General features: G+C 58.4%; 16 protein-coding genes, 1 tRNA gene and 1 pseudogene. 11 read left to right on the top strand and 7 right to left on the bottom strand.

The features are described from left to right. Nucleotides 1-12: 12 nt before the first annotated feature. From QYH43_RS18320 to QYH43_RS18290, 7 genes and pseudogenes are all read left to right on the top strand, one after another. Nucleotides 13-804 carry an ABC transporter ATP-binding protein gene (locus QYH43_RS18320; RefSeq protein ID WP_095058090.1) on the top strand — a complete coding sequence of 264 codons (792 nt, stop codon included), beginning with the start codon at nt 13-15 and terminating at the stop codon, nt 802-804. Beyond that, nucleotides 801-1,583 (top strand): IucA/IucC family C-terminal-domain containing protein, encoded by a 783-nt coding sequence (locus QYH43_RS18315; protein ID WP_095058089.1) that lies wholly within the window; start codon nt 801-803, stop codon nt 1,581-1,583. The genes QYH43_RS18320 and QYH43_RS18315 overlap by 4 nt, the downstream gene beginning before the upstream one ends. Before the next feature lie 47 nt (nt 1,584-1,630). Next, nucleotides 1,631-1,810 (top strand): annotated as a pseudogene (locus QYH43_RS18310) (LysR family transcriptional regulator); the annotation flags it as partial. Between the two features lie 175 nt (nt 1,811-1,985). After that, nucleotides 1,986-4,817, top strand: coding sequence for a xanthine dehydrogenase family protein molybdopterin-binding subunit (locus tag QYH43_RS18305; RefSeq protein WP_095058088.1), 2,832 nt, complete (start codon nt 1,986-1,988; stop codon nt 4,815-4,817). Beyond that, a complete protein-coding gene (locus QYH43_RS18300) occupies nt 4,810-5,349 on the top strand; it encodes a (2Fe-2S)-binding protein (RefSeq protein WP_007982256.1) in 540 nt (179 codons plus the stop codon). The genes QYH43_RS18305 and QYH43_RS18300 overlap by 8 nt, the downstream gene beginning before the upstream one ends. A gap of 2 nt (nt 5,350-5,351) precedes the next feature. Next, on the top strand, nt 5,352-6,590 hold the full coding sequence (locus QYH43_RS18295; protein WP_301157747.1) for a cytochrome c: 1,239 nt from the start codon (nt 5,352-5,354) through the stop codon (nt 6,588-6,590). A 2-nt stretch (nt 6,591-6,592) separates the two neighbouring features. Further along, nucleotides 6,593-7,564: an XdhC family protein gene (locus tag QYH43_RS18290; RefSeq protein ID WP_301157746.1), complete on the top strand. Its 972-nt coding sequence runs from the start codon at nt 6,593-6,595 to the stop codon at nt 7,562-7,564. Nucleotides 7,565-7,646: 82 nt separating this feature from the next. Here the strand turns inward: QYH43_RS18290 and QYH43_RS18285 are convergent, their stop codons facing one another. Then, on the bottom strand, nt 7,647-8,930 hold the full coding sequence (locus QYH43_RS18285; protein ID WP_301157745.1) for an FAD-binding oxidoreductase: 1,284 nt from the start codon (nt 8,928-8,930) through the stop codon (nt 7,647-7,649). A 184-nt stretch (nt 8,931-9,114) separates the two neighbouring features. Between QYH43_RS18285 and QYH43_RS18280 the strand changes: the two genes are divergently transcribed. After that, nucleotides 9,115-9,191 (top strand) — tRNA-Val (locus tag QYH43_RS18280). Between the two features lie 204 nt (nt 9,192-9,395). Here QYH43_RS18280 and QYH43_RS18275 read toward each other — a convergent pair. Together QYH43_RS18275 and QYH43_RS18270 are read right to left on the bottom strand one after the other, a co-directional pair. Continuing rightward, nucleotides 9,396-9,602, bottom strand: a complete 207-nt coding sequence (locus QYH43_RS18275) for a hypothetical protein (protein ID WP_095058008.1) — start codon at nt 9,600-9,602, stop codon at nt 9,396-9,398. 359 nt (nt 9,603-9,961) lie between these two features. Beyond that, nucleotides 9,962-10,195, bottom strand: coding sequence for a hypothetical protein (locus tag QYH43_RS18270; protein WP_301157744.1), 234 nt, complete (start codon nt 10,193-10,195; stop codon nt 9,962-9,964). 54 nt (nt 10,196-10,249) lie between these two features. Here QYH43_RS18270 and QYH43_RS18265 point away from each other — a divergent pair, with 54 nt between their 5' ends. Continuing rightward, nucleotides 10,250-10,432: a hypothetical protein gene (locus tag QYH43_RS18265; RefSeq protein ID WP_095151912.1), complete on the top strand. Its 183-nt coding sequence runs from the start codon at nt 10,250-10,252 to the stop codon at nt 10,430-10,432. Between the two features lie 153 nt (nt 10,433-10,585). Then, the gene (locus QYH43_RS18260; RefSeq protein WP_095058005.1) at nt 10,586-11,041 is read left to right on the top strand and encodes a DUF2214 family protein; all 456 of its coding nucleotides are present in this window, start codon (nt 10,586-10,588) and stop codon (nt 11,039-11,041) included. Nucleotides 11,042-11,207: 166 nt separating this feature from the next. Here QYH43_RS18260 and csrA read toward each other — a convergent pair whose 3' ends face one another. Next, nucleotides 11,208-11,399, bottom strand: a complete 192-nt coding sequence (gene csrA / locus QYH43_RS18255; protein WP_053161267.1) for a carbon storage regulator CsrA — start codon at nt 11,397-11,399, stop codon at nt 11,208-11,210. A gap of 250 nt (nt 11,400-11,649) precedes the next feature. Here csrA and QYH43_RS18250 point away from each other — a divergent pair, with 250 nt between their 5' ends. Next, entirely contained in the window at nt 11,650-12,015 is a 366-nt protein-coding gene (locus QYH43_RS18250) for a penicillin-binding protein activator LpoB (protein ID WP_095058004.1), read from the top strand. An 81-nt stretch (nt 12,016-12,096) separates the two neighbouring features. Here the strand turns inward: QYH43_RS18250 and QYH43_RS18245 are convergent, their stop codons facing one another. The 3 genes from QYH43_RS18245 to QYH43_RS18235 form a co-directional block, all read right to left on the bottom strand. After that, the gene (locus QYH43_RS18245; protein ID WP_095058003.1) at nt 12,097-12,786 is read right to left on the bottom strand and encodes an endonuclease; all 690 of its coding nucleotides are present in this window, start codon (nt 12,784-12,786) and stop codon (nt 12,097-12,099) included. A gap of 4 nt (nt 12,787-12,790) precedes the next feature. Beyond that, nucleotides 12,791-13,060 (bottom strand): DUF1654 domain-containing protein, encoded by a 270-nt coding sequence (locus tag QYH43_RS18240; protein WP_095058002.1) that lies wholly within the window; start codon nt 13,058-13,060, stop codon nt 12,791-12,793. Nucleotides 13,061-13,240: 180 nt separating this feature from the next. Next, nucleotides 13,241-14,329, bottom strand: a complete 1,089-nt coding sequence (locus QYH43_RS18235) for an asparaginase (RefSeq protein WP_095058001.1) — start codon at nt 14,327-14,329, stop codon at nt 13,241-13,243. Nucleotides 14,330-14,838 lie beyond the last annotated feature (509 nt).

Here is a 14,838-nt window from a genome sequence, read left to right as displayed (position 1 = left end):
GGAATTCAACGTATGACGTCGATTGCAAGTCGCGGCCTGACCCTGAGTTATCAGCGCCAGGTGATTATTGATGCGCTGGACATGCAACTGCCCCAGGGCAAGATTTCGGTACTGATCGGCAGCAACGGCTGCGGCAAAAGCACCTTGCTCAAATCCTTCGCCCGACTGCTCAAACCGCAACAGGGCATGGTGATTCTCAACGGTGTGGATATCCAGCAAAAGTCCACGGCCGCCGTGGCCCGGGAGTTGGCCATTCTGCCTCAGACCCCCAGCGCGCCGGAGGGCATCACCGTCAGGCAGCTGGTGGCGCTGGGGCGTTATCCGTATCAGAGCTGGATGCAACAGTGGTCGGCGCAAGACGAAGCCATGGTCAACCGCGCGCTGGCGCAAACCAGTCTGCAGGCCCTGGCGGACCGACCGGTGGACGCGTTGTCCGGCGGGCAACGCCAGCGTGCGTGGATCGCCATGACTCTGGCCCAGGACGCCGGCATCGTGCTGCTTGATGAACCCACCACCTTTCTCGACCTGGCGCACCAGATCGAAGTGCTGGACTTGCTGCGCGACCTCAATCGGCTCGAAAACAAAACCATCATCATGGTGCTGCACGACCTCAACCTGGCCTGTCGTTACGCCGACCACATGGTCGCGGTGCACAACCGGACGGCCTTTGCCCAGGGGCGACCCGACGAGGTGTTGACCGAGGCGCTGGTCAAGACCGTGTTCGACCTCAACTGCCGAATCATTCCCGATCCGTTCTTCGGGACGCCGCTGTGCATTCCCTTCGGTCGGGAGTTGCCGCAATGAGTCTGGCGCGTCATTTCACGGCAAAGGAGTGGGCGATGCTCTCGGGTGGGTTGCGGCTCAAGGACGGCACCGGACGCGATCCGTTGCGTTCGCTGATGGCCCGGGACTTGTTGCAGGAGGAACGGTGCGAACAACTGCTGGACGCCTTGGGCCCGATGATCGGCTCGCCAACCCGGGCGATTACGGCCTCGCTACTGGGCAAGCGTTTGTCGTTTCTGGCGACCGGTGCCTGTTTGTATGCGATGTCGGCGTATGACAAAGGGTTGTTGCTGACGCTCGACAACACGGTGATCGAATACGGTCACGATGAGGGGCTGTGGACGTCTTCGATACCGCTGCATCATGGTTCGCCGCTGACCTATGGTCTGAATGAGCGCGAGGCCTGGCGGGAAGCCCTGGTGCAGGGACTGTTCGCCGGACTGCTGAAACCGTTGTGGCAAACCTTCAACCGGGTCAGCGGAGTTTCCCGGCGCATTCTTTGGGAAAACACGGCTGTGCGGGTGTATTCGCTGTATGAAAAGCGTATGGCGAAAATCGAGGACCCGTCAGTGCGCGAGCGCTGTGAAGCGGATTTCAATTGGCTGCTGACACAAGCCGAGCCTGCGCTGTTCGGTCTGGATTACAACCCGCTGAGCCATTTCCGCCGACCGCCGACGCTGGTGGACGAAGGGCAGCGCAGCATTCGCTTTCGCCGAACCTGTTGCTTCTATTACCTGGCCACCGAGCCCGCTGATTACTGTTCGACCTGTCCGTTGCTACGTCCGGGGAAATGCCGATGAGTGAGCGGATCGACCCTCGCCAGCAAAGAGATAGCCGCTGTTCAACGACCGACGCGATCATGGTGCTGTCGTAAACTGCATTGCGCGACTATCTTGAAATGGGCCAGGTGATGGCGCTGGATGTCTAGATGACGCCATTCGGGTTGATGTTGCGCAAGGGCGAACATATCAGTCGGGAGTTGGGCTTGTTCATTGATCTGCTGCGTCGAAAAGCCGCGGTTTTTTGATTCTTCAGTCAGTTTTTTGTTTTCCATAAGCCCATAAACCTTTAAAGTTAACCTTTCGGTCAGCTTTGCACTGTCATCACAGCCCTTTGCTTCGTCAAAAAGGGCTTCTGCAAGACTCGAGATTTCCAGCACATAACCAGAAGGGCGGACCCCATAACCGCCCAGAGGATGATCCATGTCCAACCGTGAAATATCCCGGCGCTCGTTCCTTCAAGGCGGGCTGGTAGCGGGTGTGAGCGTGACGCTCACACCATTGAGCAGCCAGGCGCTGGCAGCCTTGATGGAAAACAGCGTGACCGTGCCGTCCGAACAGTGGCTCGGCAACAACGGCAAGGCGCGTGCCCGTAACGATGCCTTGTCCAAGGTCTGCGGCAGCAAGGTCTTTGCCCGCGACATCCGCGCCAAGGACATGCCGGGCTGGCCGCAGCAGCAGGGCCACGCCATGTTGCTGAAAACCATCAAGGCCGACCGCATCTACGCAGGCTACGACCTGTCGTGGCTCGGCGCCGATTTGCAGCCGGATCGCATCGTCACCGCCGAAGACCTGATCAAGGACGGCATCGTGTTCCCCGAAGAACACGCCCCCGATCCGTTGCTGCCGGCCGGCAAGGTGCCGATGTTCATCGGTCACCCGGTGGCGATCCTGATCTGGAACGATTTCGAGCGTTTCCGCCAGGCCAAGAACCAACTCAAATTCAATGACAAAGCGATTCGTTACGGTGCTCAGGTGCCGTTCTACGAAGGCGATCCGTACGGCAGTTTCCGTTACGTGCGCGTCGGCGGCGCGACCTCGGCGGACGAAGACGAGTTTGCCAGTCTCAAGGATTCGATCCTGTTCCCGATGTTGAAAAACCGGCGTCCGGTGTGGAACTCCCAGCCCAATCTGCACGGAAACCTGACCGAGCGCGGGTTGTTCTACGCCGAGCGCATGAAGCAGCAGATCGACACGCCACCGGATAACTGGCTGGTATTCGACGAGCGCTACAAGACGCCGTCAATCGAACCGGCCGCGATGGAGCCGGACAACGGCAATGGCTGGTACGACCCGGCGACCAAGACCCTGCATTTCGTGGTGGCGACACAGTGCCCGCTGGAAACGGCGACCGAGACCGCGAAGATGATCGCGCCGTCGCGTTTCGGCCTGGCCAACCTGAACATGCACCCGGGTTACACCGTCGGTTACGGCTCGAAAGACCACAACATTTTCGTCTACTACGCAGCGCTGGCCGCGTTGTACGGCGCCGGTGTGCCGGTGCGCCTGGCCAACGACCGCTACGAGCAGTTCCAGAGCGGCATCAAGCGTCACCCGTTCGATATTCGCTACCAATTGGCGGTGGACAAGACCGACCACAGCTTCAAGATTTTCCGCTCCGAGATGAGCGTCGACGGCGGCGGACGGATCAACTACAGCCCATCGGTGGCGGCAGTTGGCGCCACGGCGGCGCAGTCGATCTACTACATGCCGCAGAACGATTTGCAGGTCACGGCCTATCACTCCCGCGCCGTCGAGGCCGGGTCGATGCGCGGTTACGGCACCCTGCAGAGCATGGCGGCCACCGAGATGATGGTCGATGAAATCGCCGGTCGCCTGGGTGTCGATGCCATTGAGCTGCGCCGCAAGAACGCACTGCGCTCGGGCATGAAAAATACCCAGGGCGCGATCCCGGCCGGTGCTTTGCGCCTGCACGAGATTCTCGACAAAGCGGCCGTTCACGACACCTGGAAAAACCGCGACGCGATCAAGAAACAGCGTGAAGCCGCGGATCCGGATAACTGGTACGGCGTCGGTTTTGCCATCTGCCAGAAAGACTTCGGCACCGGTTCCGAAGCGCCGATGGCCAGCGTCGAGTTCACCGCCGATGGCCGTATCAATCTGCGTCACATCGGTATCGAAATCGGCACCGGTATGTCCACCTCCCAGGCGATGGTGGTGGCCGACTTCCTCGGTCTGCCGGCGCATGAAGTGAAGACCGGCGAAACCGAATGGAAAGAGTTGCAGCTGATCAGTGGCGGCAATCCGTACATCATGAGCCAGGCCGAGCAGGACAGCTTCCTGCGCAATCCTCGTTGGGTTGGCAAGGTTGCATCGGCCTCGTCGGCGACCAACTCGGCGTACTACTTCAGCCACGCCACCCGTGAAGCGGCGCGCGTGCTGTTCAACCACGGCTTGTGGCCGGCGGCGATGGAGATCTGGCGACAAGGTCCTTACGGCGGCCAGGCCAACCCTTACGTGGTGCGCCGCGAAGACGCCCATTGGGTCGACGGCAAACTCACTGCCAACGGCATGGAGCCCCTGCCTTTCGCCGTGCTGGCCAAGCGCGCTCACGAGCGCGGCCTGGTGACCGGCGCAACCGTGCATGGCTTCAACCGCTGGAGCTGGGCCGAAGCCGAGTACAGCATCGATGGCGTGCGTGAGCGTTTGCCGCTCGATGGCCTCGCGGTCAAGTACGGCGACGGTGCGCCGAAGGCGAAGCTCGCGCAGATGAACAGCGCCGGTTTCCATCTGCTGGATCGGCAGAACATCGCCTACCCGGCAACCCAGTTGAACAACGCAGCGGTGACTTACTACAGTCCGGTCGCGACGCTGGTGGAAGTGAAGGTCAACAAGGGTTCGAACGAAGTGTCGGTACTCAACCATCACTCGTGGGTCGAGTGCGGTCGGGTGCTGGTGGAAGAGCTGGTCAAGGGGCAGCTCGAAGGCGGCATCGCCATGGGCATCGGCCATGCGCTGATGGAAGAAATGCCGTTGTACGAAGGCGGGCCGGGGGAGGGTGACTGGAACTTCAACCGTTACCGCTTGCCGATGGCGCGCCACGTTGCGGTGTGGAAACAGACGGCGGAAATCCTGCCGCCATTGTCGCCAAGCGATCCATCGAAGGGCATCGCCGAAGTGGTGATGATCCCGGTGGTGGGTGCCATCGGTAACGCCGTGGCCCATGCCATCGGTAAACGTGTCCGCGACCTGCCTATCACTTCTGCTCGCATCAAGGAGGCCCTCAATGGCTAACCGTCCGCTTCAACTGACCCTCAACGGTCAATCCGTCGGCCCGGTGGACATCCCTGATGACCTGCCGATGATCGACTACCTGCATGAATACAAGAACCTCACCGGTTCGCGCCTGGGCTGCGGCCAGGGCATCTGCCACGCCTGCGTGGTGATCGTCGACAACCCGGACGGCACCAGCGAAGAAGTGCGCACCTGCATCACCGGCGCGCACTATTTCGAAGGCAAGAAAGTACGCACCATCGAAGGTCATGCGACCCGCGACGAACAGGGCAAGGTCACTGAACTGAACCCGATCCAGCAGCGCTTCGTTGATGAGTTCGCCTTTCAGTGCAGCTACTGCGCGCCGGGCTTCGTCAATGCCGCGACCGTGCTGGTGGAAAAACTGCAGCGTCAGCCGATCGTCAAAAGCCAGCTGGAAAAAGTCATCGAAGACAGCCTTGGTCATCACATCTGCCGTTGCACCGGGTACGTGCGCTACTACAGTGCCACGCGCAACGTGCTGACCGATCTCGGCCTGGTCAAGGAGGGTTAAGCATGAAGCATCTACTGTCCCGCCTGACGTTGGCGGTCGGCCTGGCCGCGCCGGTATTGCTGGCCCACGCCGATGACACGCAGGTCAAGCAAGGCGAATACCTCGCTCGCGCCGCCGATTGCATGGCGTGCCATACCGCACCGGGTGGCGCGCCGTATGCTGGCGGCCTGCCGATCGTCTCGCCGTTCGGCACGATCTACGGCACCAACATCACCCCGAGCAAAGAGCACGGCATTGGTTCGTACAGCGATGAAGACTTCTTCGCCGCACTGACCGAAGGCAAGCGTCGCGATGGCGCGAACCTGTATCCGGCGATGCCTTACACCTCGTATCACCTGATCCCGCGTGCAGACTCCGACGCGATTCATGCGTACCTGAAAACCGTCGAGCCGATCGAGCGTGCCGCGCCGGTCACCAGCCTGAGCTTTCCGTTCAACGTGCGCCTGGGCCTGATGGGCTGGAACATGATGTACGGCAAGGATGTGAAGCTGGAGTCTGCCGAAGGCAAAAGCGAAGACTGGAAGCGTGGCCAGTACATGGTCGACGTACTAGGTCACTGCGGTGAGTGCCACACACCACGTGGCTTGCCCGGTGCGATGCAGATGGACAAGCGCATGACCGGCGGCATTCTCAATGGTTATCTGGCGCCGAGCCTGCTGGCCACTGACCTGGCGGCTCGCGGCTGGAACCACCAGGATCTGAGCTCGTTCCTCAAGCATGGCATGAGCGCCCAGGGCACGATGTTCAACGAGATGTTCCCGGTGTTCCACAACAGCACTCAGGGCCTCACTGACCCTGACTTGGCGGCGATGGCGACCTTCCTGCTCGGCGATCAGCCACCGGCGGCGAAAGTCCTCACTGAAGTGCCTTTCGACAAACTGAGCCCAAGCGCCCAGCGTGGCCGTCAGGAATACTTGAATGTCTGCGCCGGTTGCCACGCGCCAGGTGGCGAGGGCAAGCCGCACATCGCGGTGGCCATGCGCGGCAACACTACGTTGCGCCTGGAAGATCCGCGCAATCTGGTGCGTGTAATCGACGACGGTATCGGTGAACAGAAATTCTCCGGGTTCGAGCACATGCAGCCGATGCCGGGGTTCGTCCAGAAGCTGAACGACGAACAGCTCACCGACCTGCTGAACTATCTGCGTCAGGGATGGGGCGGTCAGCCGGGTGATCTTGCGGTGAACAACGTGCAGAAGTTGCGGGCCGATGCGCCGCCGCTCGAGCACAAGGCGCACTGACCATGCAGCATCTCGATCTGCAAGTGATACGCCGGGCGCTGGAGTGGTCGACGGCCGGTCAGCGCATCTGGCTGTGCACGGTGCTCGCGACCTACGGCTCGGCGCCGCGCGCGCCGGGCTCGTTGTTGGCGGTGAATGCTCACGGGCAATGGATCGGCTCGCTGTCCGGTGGCTGCGTTGAAGAGGATTTCCTCGAGCGCGTCGCCGAGGGGGCGTTCGAGAACGCAGTCAGCGTCGTTCGTTACGGCGAAGGCGATGATCCGCGCTCGCGGGTGAGCCTGCCCTGCGGCGGTGTGCTCGATGTGTTGGTGGAGAAGCTTGAAGCCGATTGTGAGGTTCAGGCGCATCTGCGAGAACTGGAGTCAGCGCTGTTGGGGCGACGTCGGTTGATCCGTGAAGTCGACCTGGCCAACGGTGCGCGCAGTCTGTTCGATGATCGTGAACAGGGCGTGCGCATCGAGCGTGAGATCGATCGGGTTCGTGTGCGTATCGGCGCGGCCCAGCGCTTGCTGCTGGCTGGGTATTCCAGCGTCGCTCAAGCCTGTGCCGAGTTCGCTGTCGGTCTGGGGTTCGAGGTGATCCTGTGTGATCCGAGGGACGAAGTGCTTGAAGGCGTCGTGTTGAATGGCGTGGAGATTCGCCGTCAACTGCCGTCGGTGTTCATCGCCGATGGCGGCTGCCACAGCGATACCGCGGTGGTGGCGTTGACCCATGATCCGCGTATCGATGACCTGGCGATGATGGAGGCGGTTCGCACTGATGCGTTTTACATCGGCGTAATGGGTTCCATGCAGACGTCGCAAAAGCGTTTCGAGCGCTTGCGGCGGATTGGTGCGCTGGGGGATGCAGAGTTGGCGCGGATTCACGCGCCCATCGGCCTGAACCTGGGCAGCAAGACGCCAGCGGAAATTGCGCTGGCGGTGCTGGCGGACATTCTGCGGATTCGCAGCGGTATCCCACGGGATCGTCTTTAAGATCAGTAGATCGCAGGCTGCGATCTTTCGATGTTGATCTAGACAAAAGGCCCGCATCGCAGCGGGCCTTTTGTTTTAGCAATCAATACCCAAACTTGTCCCGCAACCCGTAATACCACGCGCCCAATGCCGCAAACGGCGTGCGCAGCATTTGTCCGCCGGGGAAAGGGTAGTGAGGCAGGTCGGCAAACGCATCAAAACGTTCTGCCTGACCGCGTAGTGCTTCGGCCAATACCTTGCCTGCCAAATGCGTGTAGGTCACGCCGTGGCCACTACAGCCCTGGGAATAGTAGATGTTGTTGCCCAACCGTCCGACCTGGGGCAGGCGCGACAGGGTCAGCAGGAAATTGCCGGTCCAGGCGTAATCGATTTTCACATCCTTGAGCTGCGGGAACGCCTTGAGCATCTTCGGGCGAATGATCGCTTCGATGTTCGCCGGATCCCGCGCACCATACACCACGCCACCACCGAAAATCAGACGCTTGTCGCCGCTCAGGCGGTAGTAATCGAGCAGATAATTGCAGTCTTCGACGCAGTAATCCTGTGGAAGCAGGGCTTTCGCCAGTTCTTCGCCCAACGGCTCGGTGGTGATGACCTGCGTGCCGCAAGGCATCGATTTGGCGGCGAGTTCCGGAACCAGATTGCCGAGATAGGCATTGCCGGCCACGATGATGAACTTGGCCCTGACCTTGCCTTGCGGGGTATGCACTACCGGGTTCGCGCCGCGCTCGATGCGCACCGCCGGCGATTGTTCATAAATCGTTCCGCCCAGGGACTCGACTGCCGCCGCTTCACCCAGCGCCAGGTTGAGCGGGTGAATATGCCCGCCGCTCATGTCGAGCATCCCGCCGACATATTGATCGCAGGCCACGACTTCACGAATTCGGCGTTGATCCATCAGCTCGAGTTGAGTGTGACCGAATCGCTCCCACAGACGCTTCTGGGACTCGAGATGTCCCATCTGCTTGGGAGTCATGGCAGCGAACACGCCACCGTCCTTCAGATCGCATTGAATGTTGTAGGTGGCAACCCGCTCGCGAATGATCCGTCCACCCTCGAACGCCATCTGACCCAGCAACTGCGCCTGTTTTGGGCCCACGGTGCGCTCGATCACATCGATATCACGGCTGTAGCTGTTAACGATCTGGCCACCGTTACGCCCCGACGCCCCAAAACCTACCTTGGCCGCTTCGAGTACAGTCACCTTGAAACCGTTCTCCAACAGGAACAGGGCAGCGGACAACCCGGTATAACCGGCGCCGATCACGCAGACATCCGTCTGGACTTCATCCTGCAATGCCGGCCGTGGCGGAACCGCATTGGCCGATGCGGCGTAGTAGGACTCTGGGTAGGGAGTGTTCGCCATCCGGCAGCCTCTGTTTAATATATTTTACGAGTGCGTTGATCCTACCCGAGATAAAAATCCCCCGCCAGCCACCCGGAAAATCCACTTCGCACTCGCGAAATTAAATATTTTGCATATTCATAGGGTTAGCTCGAAAAAAGGTGTTGACACCCCTCCGGAATTCCGTAGAATGCCGCCTCACAGCAGGCACGTAGCTCAGTTGGTTAGAGCACCACCTTGACATGGTGGGGGTCGTTGGTTCGAGTCCAATCGCGCCTACCAAACAAAATCCGCTCTGCTGGGCGGTCTAGAAGGGCTCACCGAAAGGTGGGCCCTTTTTTGTTGTGTGCGATTTGCGAAACTTTTGCAAAGCACCCACCTCAGAACGCCAGATCGGCACCCATCTCCAGGTGCCTATATATGCGGAGGTAGGCGATCACGTGCGGCAGAGTCCAGTCAGCAAGTGATCGCAGCTTCGGCAACCGGTCAGGGCGCGTAACCGACTGTATGGACGTTGTGACTGTCCTGCGCGCTCGCGATCAAGTGCAATGGAACGTCCTGTTGCGCACCAAGTGGTGCTACTTCGAAGCTCACCACGATGTGCACACGTCGGTCGCTCAAATCGGTCATCTCTTCAGCCTTTTGCTTGGCCAATCTCGCGTGGTTCATGGCGATTTCATTGAGCGTTGACACGTTACATCTCCTGGTGACTTCCCAGCGCTTGCTGGAGTTTTTAAGCGTTGATTAGAGGTCGCTGCGTCAGAATTATGTCGTTCCTGGCTGCTACGAGCGTCCTGTGCAATCCTTAAGCCATTGCGTGTCAGGAATGTGACATCGAGTCATTTGAAGCGACGAGTGGCGAGTGGCAGAGCGCTTTTCGGACATACCAAATAGCCATCGTTTAAACTGCTTGGATGTTGGGGCCAATGCATCGTGGCCTCTTTGTTGAAACAGCGCTCTAAGAGGCCATGGAAGTGCCAAACGAAAACTCCCGACCCCTTCAGAAAAACACCGACGCTAAACGAGCCCAGTGGTATTGGCGGGCTCTGTACTTAAAGGTGTGGATGCTCGCGACATTTTTGATAATCGCCTTGTTCAGCTTGGGTGTCATGGCGCTCACGGCAGCTTTTGAGATGGGGCTTGAATGGCATCAGCGATTGGTCGCGTTCGGTCTCGGCGCCGTAATAACGGCTGGTGGACTGGCGATATTGAAGGCGATCCTCCCGCAAAATTCGTTTGTCAGGCTGTTTAAAAGACGCGGATGAGTTCGGGCCAGTTGTGCTCATACGCATCCTTTCGGGCGTAAACTGGCGGTGCTACCTCATCAAAAGGAGCCGCACATGAACGACGATCAAATGAACAGAGACAGGGCTGTTTGGGATCAATACTTCTGCGCTGCATTGATTGCCGAGAGCAATCTGACGGCCCCGGTTGTCGGTGGGGCCACTCACGAAGACAGGCAGAACCTGTTGATCGAGAGAGCAAAAGCCCTCGCTGACAAAATGATGGAAAACCGAAAATAACCAGAGCCCAGCCTTCGCGCCGGGCTTTTTGCGTCTGGGGCTGAGCCGATTCCTGCGCTCAATGAGTACGCAGAGTCTGTAGACATGCAAGCTGCCCGTTCATGGACTACTACTGACTGGCTGATTCAACTTCGTCCTGAAAGGAGTTTTCCGATGCTGACTCACTGGTTTCTTGCGGCGGTTCATCTTCTGGCGGTTGCCCTGGGATTGTGGGCGGTGCTGGCGCGTGGCGTGGCGCTTCGGCGTCTGGGCGACGGCACGGGCGAGGCGCGCAGTGTTCTGATTGCGGACAATGTGTGGGGTGTTTGCGCAATCACGTTGCTGATCAGTGGCGGGGTGCGAGCGTTTGGCGGGTATGAGAAAGGCACGGACTATTATCTGCATCAGCCGCTGTTCCACCTCAAAATGACGCTTTTCGTTCTGATCTTGCTGCTGGAGATTGCGCCAATGGTGACGCTGATCAAGTGGCGGATGGCTTTGGCGCGGGGAGAGGCTATCGATAAGAATCGTGTGGGACTGTTCGCACGGATCAGTCATATCGAAGCGCTATTGGTGCTGCTGATGGTGGTGGCCGCTACCGGGATGGCGCGTGGCGTGATGCTCGGTTAGGTCTGCTTGGGGTAAACAGGAAACGTCTGACAGTCAGGGCCGGCGCTTGCCGGTAGTATCAGGCGTGCAACGTGCTTGTAGGGAGGTGCAAGGCGGGTACAGCGCTTGAATCTTTAGCCAGCCGTGATTCCGGAATGAACGGGCTGGCTACTGACTGCAACAGGATTCAGGGCTGTGGCTTTTCCGGGGCGGTGAGGCCGGCCTGAATGCGTTGATAAATTTCTTCGCGGTGAACCGCAACGTCTTTCGGGGCGTTGATGCCGATTCTGACTTGCTGGCCGCTTACGCCCAGGATGGTGATCGTAATGTCATCACCGATGTTTATGCTTTCACCGACTTTGCGGGTGAGTATCAGCATGGTCTTCTCCTTGATTGCTTTATGGGGCACCTGATTCGGACAGTGCAGAGGTCGGTGGTATGTATAGATTAGTGCGAAGTCTCACAATTTGGGTGCCTCTTTCTGACGTGCAGATGCAGCATTAATTCCCAAGGCGTAACTATACAGAGGCCGCAACCATCATTCTCGCTGTTTTGTGCCCATTTTGTGGCACTCGCGAAGGAATCATGGGTGTTAAAATCACTGCTTTAAGCATTTTGAGGGAAACGCTGTGCGCAAAATGGTCGGGATGTTCGTTGTATTGGCGCTGGCGGGATGCGGAGAAGGCAAAAGTGTCGATGCGCAAAAGCCGCAGCCAGCCGTGGCGGCCACGCCGGCGCAGGTGTCGGGGCCACAGTGGGATCTTGAAGTGCGAGGGGAAACACCTCAGGCGGTCAGCGATCTCAGTGGCTGGCTGATCGAGCACAGTTTCATGTCCAGCGTGGTCAAGGAAAACGGCAAAACCCGAATTCTGCTGGGGCCGTTCACCTCGAAAGCCGAAGCCGAGGCCAAGCAGGACGAAGTCCGTGCAGCACTGACCCGGGCGAAAAAACAGAACATTGAAGTACTGCTGCTTGAGCGTCCTGCCGCTCAGTAACAATCAGTTTGTTGCGGGCATCGAAAAAAGGCCTCGGGGTGCAAACCTCGAGGCCTTTGTATATTCGGTGTCGTTTCAGATTCAGCCGCAGGCTTTCAGGTCGACTGCCCCGACAAACTCGTTGCCGCGGCCCATGACGCACGCCACGCTCTGATTGCGTTGACGCTCCCATGCCTGGACCGGGTATGTCTTGTTCCAGGCCTCATAGAGTTGTCGATCCTGCTTCGACAAGCGCAAACCATACTGCTTGCTCATGTAGAAATAAGTCCGGGCGATCATCCCGCGAATGGAAGGCCGGGGCATGACTTTCTTGGCCTTGAAGTCAACCTGGGTCAGGCATGAGCCGTATTGACCCGGCTGCTCCGGCAACCAGCCAAAACTGAAGTTGCTGCGATCTCCATTCACCTCTCCGATGCTGGGCACCAGGTTATGCAGATCGGCCTCGGCTCTCTGATAAATCGGATCGTGACTTGAGCAGTTCTTGCGCCCACCCTCTTGCCAGCATTGGCGCTGATGACCGATTTGCCAGGCTGGAACAATGTGCTCCCACTCAATGCGGGAGGCACGTTTGGCGTTTTTGCGTGGTACATACCCGCAGGCCTCAAGATTCACCCGATTGCCGGTGTACTTGCAGCCACAGTAGAACTCGGTGGATTGCGGGGCATAAAGTTTCCAGGCGACTTTCTTCGCTTCGTTGAAAGTGCGCGGGGCATCGGCTTGAGCCTCCACGGCGAAAAACAAAAACAGCAAAGCTAAACAACGGACACTCATTGACTCAATCTTCCTTCGGCACAACCCAGAAAATCTGCACGCCACCATCGTCGCGATAGGCGAGGGTGACGTTGTCGTTCTCATCGATTTCTTCGAGCAAGCGCTCCCATTCATCCACGGGCTCGTCCGGAAGGCGGAAGATCAGCGCTGCTTTGGCTTTTTGTGCAGTGGGGGAGTTGATGATTTTCTGAACGCGAACGCCCATGCGTACATAGGTGTCGGGGGAGGCAGAGGTAGTGTCCACAGGATTATCCTTATTAAGCTGTACGTGCATACAGTATTTAACTGTAGGGCTTTTCGCAACTGCTTAAAATTCAAGAAAATCCTCTGACAGCGGTTTGTCCCGTTTGGTGTAAGACAACTGCAGATTTTTTGTCAGACTTGAGCAAGCCACTCGCCGAAGCTGGCGAGTGGTGCTGGAGGCGCCCGATCGGAACCGATCGGGCGAAGTGAATCAGTATTCCCAGAACATCCGTTGCAGCTCTTTGCTGTCGTTGGTTTTGGTCAGTGCGACCATCGCCAGGATGCGTGCCTTCTGCGGGTTCAGGTCATGAGCCACAACCCAGTCGTACTTGTCGTCCGGCTGTTCGGCGTTGCGCAGCACGAAGCCACCGGCGTTGACGTGGGAAGAACGGATGATTTGCACGCCATCTTTACGCAGGGCTTGCAGGGACGGAACGACACGTGAAGAGACCGAACCATTGCCGGTGCCAGCGTGGATGATGGCTTTGGCGCCCGATTGAGCCAGGGCTTTGTAGGCGGTGTCGCTTACGTTGCCATAGGAGTAGGCGATTTCAACATCCGGCAGGCTCTTGATGGTTTTGATGTCGAATTCCGAGTCCATGGTGTGGCGCTTGGCTGGAAGACGGAACCAGTACGATTTGCCTTCAACCACCATGCCGAGAGGACCCCAGGCGCTTTTAAACGCTTCGGTCTTGATGTTGATCATTTTGCTCACATCACGACCCGACTGAATTTCGTCGTTCATGGTGACCAGGACGCCTTTGCCGCGAGCTTCTTTGCTGCTGGCGACGGCCACGGCGTTGTACAGGTTCAGCATGCCGTCGGCGGACATTGCAGTGCCCGGGCGCATGGAGCCGACTACGATGATCGGTTTGTCGGTTTTTTCCACCAGGTTCAGGAAGTACGCGGTTTCTTCCAGGGTGTCGGTGCCATGGGTAATGACGATGCCATCGACGTCGTCGCTGTCGGCCAGCTCCGCCACGCGGCGACCCAACTGCAGAAGGTTTTCGTTGGTGATGCTCTCAGAGGCGATTTGCATGACCTGTTCGCCGCGAACGTTGGCCACTTGGCTCAGTTCCGGTACGCCGGCGATCAATTTATCGATGCCGACTTTCGCCGCTTGATACGTAGCGCTGTTGGCGGCGCTGGCGCCAGCGCCGGCAATGGTGCCGCCGGTAGCGAGGATCACCACGTTCGCCAGTTTCTGTTGGGTTTCGGCTTCTTTTGCCTGAAGGGCGGTAGGCAGGAGCAGCAGAAGGGCTAAAGCGCCCGGAACAAAGGTCTTGAGTGCAAGTGTCATTATTCTTCTCTTCTAGTTGTGAGACGGTGCTGATGCAAGATCATCTAGATTCGACCCAAGCGCATCTGAGCGCTCGGGGTGCAGGAGAAGAGCAGGATATGTACCAGTTACACGGAGCGTTTAAATAAAACACGTAACATTATGATTTTAAACATTATTGTGTGTTTTTTGTTGGGTCGATGTTGTCTGCCTCTGTCCGGGTTTCCGAATGTTTTTGGCTTCTCCGTTCGGCTCACCGAAACAGAAACAGCGCTTGGGCGCTAAAGAAATTCCCGCACTGGCCGATGTTGTTTCATAGGACTTTTTCAAGGTGTTCACATGTCGCCATTCAAGGGCAGATAGCCGATACCAGCGGCACCATCCTTCAGGTGAGCGTCAGTCTGATCAAGGAGCTGGCCAAGGGTTCCAGCACCGGATCGGTCGTTAACACGACGGTATGAAGTGAATGCCGTGTTCCCCATTCTGCGTTGAATACGTTTTTTCGGTCGTTGACAAGTTTCGGGAAGATT

This window comes from Pseudomonas sp. C32, from assembly GCF_030417915.1.
Classification (GTDB): Bacteria; Pseudomonadota; Gammaproteobacteria; order Pseudomonadales; family Pseudomonadaceae; genus Aquipseudomonas.
The sequence above is the reverse complement of the archived record's forward strand: the minus strand, read 5'-3'. Positions and strand labels throughout refer to the sequence as shown.

Bases quoted from the DNA above. Each gene is read 5' to 3' on its own strand.
- QYH43_RS18240 (WP_095058002.1), bottom strand. From the start codon at position 13,060: ATGCACGTACAGCTTAATAAGGATAATCCTGTGGACACTACCTCTGCC.
- QYH43_RS18265 (WP_095151912.1), top strand. From the start codon at position 10,250: ATGAACGACGATCAAATGAACAGAGACAGGGCTGTTTGGGATCAATAC.
- QYH43_RS18285 (WP_301157745.1), bottom strand. From the start codon at position 8,930: ATGGCGAACACTCCCTACCCAGAGTCCTACTACGCCGCATCGGCCAAT.
- QYH43_RS18305 (WP_095058088.1), top strand. From the start codon at position 1,986: ATGTCCAACCGTGAAATATCCCGGCGCTCGTTCCTTCAAGGCGGGCTG.
- QYH43_RS18235 (WP_095058001.1), bottom strand. From the start codon at position 14,329: ATGACACTTGCACTCAAGACCTTTGTTCCGGGCGCTTTAGCCCTTCTG.
- QYH43_RS18260 (WP_095058005.1), top strand. From the start codon at position 10,586: ATGCTGACTCACTGGTTTCTTGCGGCGGTTCATCTTCTGGCGGTTGCC.
- QYH43_RS18245 (WP_095058003.1), bottom strand. From the start codon at position 12,786: ATGAGTGTCCGTTGTTTAGCTTTGCTGTTTTTGTTTTTCGCCGTGGAG.
- QYH43_RS18315 (WP_095058089.1), top strand. From the start codon at position 801: ATGAGTCTGGCGCGTCATTTCACGGCAAAGGAGTGGGCGATGCTCTCG.
- QYH43_RS18270 (WP_301157744.1), bottom strand. From the start codon at position 10,195: ATGAGCACAACTGGCCCGAACTCATCCGCGTCTTTTAAACAGCCTGAC.
- QYH43_RS18320 (WP_095058090.1), top strand. From the start codon at position 13: ATGACGTCGATTGCAAGTCGCGGCCTGACCCTGAGTTATCAGCGCCAG.
- QYH43_RS18290 (WP_301157746.1), top strand. From the start codon at position 6,593: ATGCAGCATCTCGATCTGCAAGTGATACGCCGGGCGCTGGAGTGGTCG.
- QYH43_RS18300 (WP_007982256.1), top strand. From the start codon at position 4,810: ATGGCTAACCGTCCGCTTCAACTGACCCTCAACGGTCAATCCGTCGGC.
- csrA (WP_053161267.1), bottom strand. From the start codon at position 11,399: ATGCTGATACTCACCCGCAAAGTCGGTGAAAGCATAAACATCGGTGAT.
- QYH43_RS18295 (WP_301157747.1), top strand. From the start codon at position 5,352: ATGAAGCATCTACTGTCCCGCCTGACGTTGGCGGTCGGCCTGGCCGCG.